3 protein-coding genes are annotated in these 3111 nt (G+C 68.7%); all 3 read left to right on the top strand.

What is annotated here, in order from left to right:
- Window positions 1-100 precede the first annotated feature (100 nt).
- Window positions 101-850 carry a hypothetical protein gene (locus G6O54_RS36610; RefSeq protein ID WP_165235973.1) on the top strand — a complete coding sequence of 250 codons (750 nt, stop codon included), beginning with the start codon at window positions 101-103 and terminating at the stop codon, window positions 848-850.
- A 116-nt stretch (window positions 851-966) separates the two neighbouring features.
- Window positions 967-1788 carry a DUF1559 family PulG-like putative transporter gene (locus G6O54_RS36605; RefSeq protein ID WP_165235970.1) on the top strand — a complete coding sequence of 274 codons (822 nt, stop codon included), beginning with the start codon at window positions 967-969 and terminating at the stop codon, window positions 1786-1788.
- 168 nt (window positions 1789-1956) lie between these two features.
- On the top strand, window positions 1957-3054 hold the full coding sequence (dinB, locus tag G6O54_RS36600; RefSeq protein ID WP_205679175.1) for a DNA polymerase IV: 1098 nt from the start codon (window positions 1957-1959) through the stop codon (window positions 3052-3054).
- The last annotated feature ends 57 nt before the right edge of the window (window positions 3055-3111 follow it).

The following is a 3111-nucleotide window of genomic DNA, read 5'->3' as shown; positions in this document are numbered from 1 at the left end:
GACCATAGAACTTGTACACGCGTGGTCATGCGTGTGGTAAGATCTCCTGGAGGGCGAGTCACGGGTCGAAACCGAGATCCCGGGGGAGGCCGCGGCCTCGATGACCATGCCGGCACTCGAACAGGGCAGCGATCCGACTCGCTCCTGGCGATTCCTCGGATCGCCGGGCTTCGCGATCACCGCCGGCATCCTGGCGCCGATCTTCTGCCTCGCCCTCCAGGATTCCATCGTGGGCGACCTCGTCGTCGAGATCCCCGGGCTGCGATTCCTCACCGTCTTCCGGATATTCAATTACGGCGTGATCGCGCTCGAGATGGTGGTCCTGCTGATCTGGCTGGCATGCGGCCCTCGGCTGGGCCCGTGGAGCGGACCGATCTCGGGTGCCCTCTTCGCCGGAGCTCTCTTCTCCGGCGTGCTGGGTCTGGTCCTCTTGCCCTTCAGCATGATCGGCCTCCTGGTGATCATCGGAGTCCTGGGATTCGTCCCCTTCCTCACGTCGGCGGCCTACTACAGCAACGGTTCTGCGGCGTATCGCCAGGCGCGAGCCGCCCTGCACGGCCCCTGGCTCCACGCAACCGTCCTGCTGGGAGCCTTGCTGGTTCTCGGTATTCCAGGGGCTGCCCAGTCGGCCGTCTCGCTGACGGTCCGGGCGGCAATCCGAGGTGTTGCGGCGGGAGATCCGACGGCCATGGCGAAGCTCCGGGCGTGGGGCACCGTCGCCTCTGAAGATCGCCTGGTCTGGGCATACGAGGCGGAGCGGGATCCGACCCGGAAGCAGCGGCTCGCCGACGCCTACCAGTCCTTGACCGGCGCGGACGTGGAGGCCCGGCTCGACCGTCTCAGGGATTGAACGCCCAGAATTGCCGTCTTGAGCGTCGCGATGCTTTTCGATATACTACAATTGTCGTTGAAAGTCGACATGGAATGGTGCCGACGATCCTATCCATGAGTCGGGAGTCCCCAGCCGTGAGCTTTCCCCGCGTTCGATTCACGATCCGGCGGATGATGCTCCTGGTGGCGGGGGCCGCTCTTGCCGCCGGTTCGGTCCTGCTGCTCCAACGATCCTCGGAGGCAGCCCATGACGAAACGTGTCGGCAGAACCTGCGGGGCCTCTCCCTCGCGTTCGCCAACTACGCCTCGGCGGAGGGCTCGTTCCCGACGGGGACGATCGCCAATGACCAGCTTCCGCCCGAAAGGCGGCTGAGCTGGCTGGTCTCGATCTGGGCGTTCCTCGACCAGTGGACCTGGATGCTGAATCGGGCCCTGTCCTGGGACTCGACCGAGAACCGGGTGACGCGGGGGCACGGTATTGAGGAAGGCCCCGTGGCCGTCGGCAGGTTGCCCGCGCTGGCCTGCCCGGCGGCCGCCGGAGGTTCCAGGGAGCACATGCCTGGCTGGACCTGGTACGTGGGGATCGGCGGCCTCGGCCTTGACGCACCGGAATTACCCGTGGGGCACCCCCGCGCGGGGATCCTCGGTTACGACCGCCGGGCCAGGCCGGCGGACGTCACCGACGGCCTGGCGAACACGCTCCTGGTCGTCGAGACGGACCGAAACAATGGCCCGTGGACCGCCGGCGGCCCTCCCACGCTTCGCGGCCTGGATCCCGGGGACCAGCCCTACCTCGGGCGGGATCACCAGTTCGGCGGCCTCCACCGGGGTGTGGCGAATGCCCTCTTCGCCGATGGGTCCGTCCGCCCCGTCCGCGAGACTATCGATCCGAAGGTCTTCGAGGCCCTCTCCACCGCGGCCGGCGGCGAATCCCTGCCGGCGTCCTGGGAGCGGTAGGCGAAGCGAAGCCCGCGGGGAGTCGCCGATTTTCTATACACATGGCCACTCATGTGATAGAGTTTCCCGCCAGGCCGGTCGAGCTGCCGAATGGCCGCCGCTCGATGGCGAAGGCGGAGGATCCGGATGTCCGCGACGGAGGTACAGGCGGAGGAGGCACGGCTCGCCATGTCGGCGGCGGCGACCGGCGGGGACCTCGCGCGTCCTCGCAAGATCCTCCACATCGACATGGACGCGTTCTATGCGTCCATCGAGCAGCGGGATAATCCGGAGCTTCGCGGCAAGCCCGTGGCCGTCGGCGGCAATCGGGAGCGAGGGGTCGTGGCGGCGGCGAGCTATGAGGCCCGGCGGTTCGGGGTCCGCTCGGCCATGGCGTCGGTCACGGCCCGGAGGAAGTGCCCCGAGCTGATCTTCGTGAAGCCGCGGTTCGACGTCTATCGGGCGGTTTCCCAGCAGATCCGGGCGATCTTCGCCGACTACACGCCGATCGTCGAGCCGCTCGCGCTCGACGAGGCGTACCTGGACGTCACCGAGAACCCGCGCGCCGTCTCGTCGGCCACGGCGGTCGCCGAGGAGATCCGGGCGCGGATCCGCGACCAGACCGGGCTCACCGCGTCGGCCGGCGTCTCGTACAACAAGTTCCTGGCCAAGATGGCCTCGGACGAGCGCAAGCCGGATGGCCTGTTCGTCATCACGCCGAGGATGGGCCCGGCGTTCGTGGCGGCCCTGCCCATCGGCCGGTTCCACGGGATCGGGCCGGTGACCTGCGAGCGGATGGAGCGGCTCGGGATCCGGGACGGCGCGGACCTCCGCGCCCAATCGTCGGAGTTCCTGCTGGAGCACTTCGGCAAGGCGGGGACCTACTATTACTCCCTGGCGCGGGGCATCGACGACCGCCCGGTCTGCGCCGATCGCGTCCGCAAGTCGATCGGCGCCGAGACGACGTTCGCGGCCGACCTCTTCACCCCGGACGAGGCCCGGGAGGCGCTCCGTCCCCTCCTGGCGAAGGTCTGGGGCCATTGCGAGGGCTCGACGATCCAGGCGCGGACGCTGACGCTCAAGGTGAAGTTCACCGACTTCCGCCAGATCACCCGCAGCCGGACGCGGGAGATGGGGTTTGCCTCGGAGGCGGACGTCGAGGCCATCGTCGGGGAGCTGCTCGACCCGATCTTCCCGGTCGGCCTGGGCATCCGGCTCCTCGGGCTGACGCTCTCCTCCCTCGACACGGAGCGCGGCCGCGAGCGTCAGCTCCGTCTCCCCCTGTAACGGCCGCGGCTCGCCCGGTCGCCGGACGGGGCCGGCTCCGAAGGATGGCTTTTCTCC

The organism is Aquisphaera insulae, assembly GCF_011064615.1.
Lineage (GTDB): Bacteria > Planctomycetota > Planctomycetia > Isosphaerales > Isosphaeraceae > Aquisphaera > Aquisphaera insulae.
The sequence above is the reverse complement of the archived record's forward strand: the minus strand, read 5'-3'. Positions and strand labels throughout refer to the sequence as shown.

Excerpts from the sequence above, each read along its gene's own strand:
- G6O54_RS36610 (WP_165235973.1), top strand. The coding sequence starts at position 101 with ATGACCATGCCGGCACTCGAACAGGGCAGCGATCCGACTCGCTCCTGG.
- dinB (WP_205679175.1), top strand. The coding sequence starts at position 1,957 with ATGTCGGCGGCGGCGACCGGCGGGGACCTCGCGCGTCCTCGCAAGATC.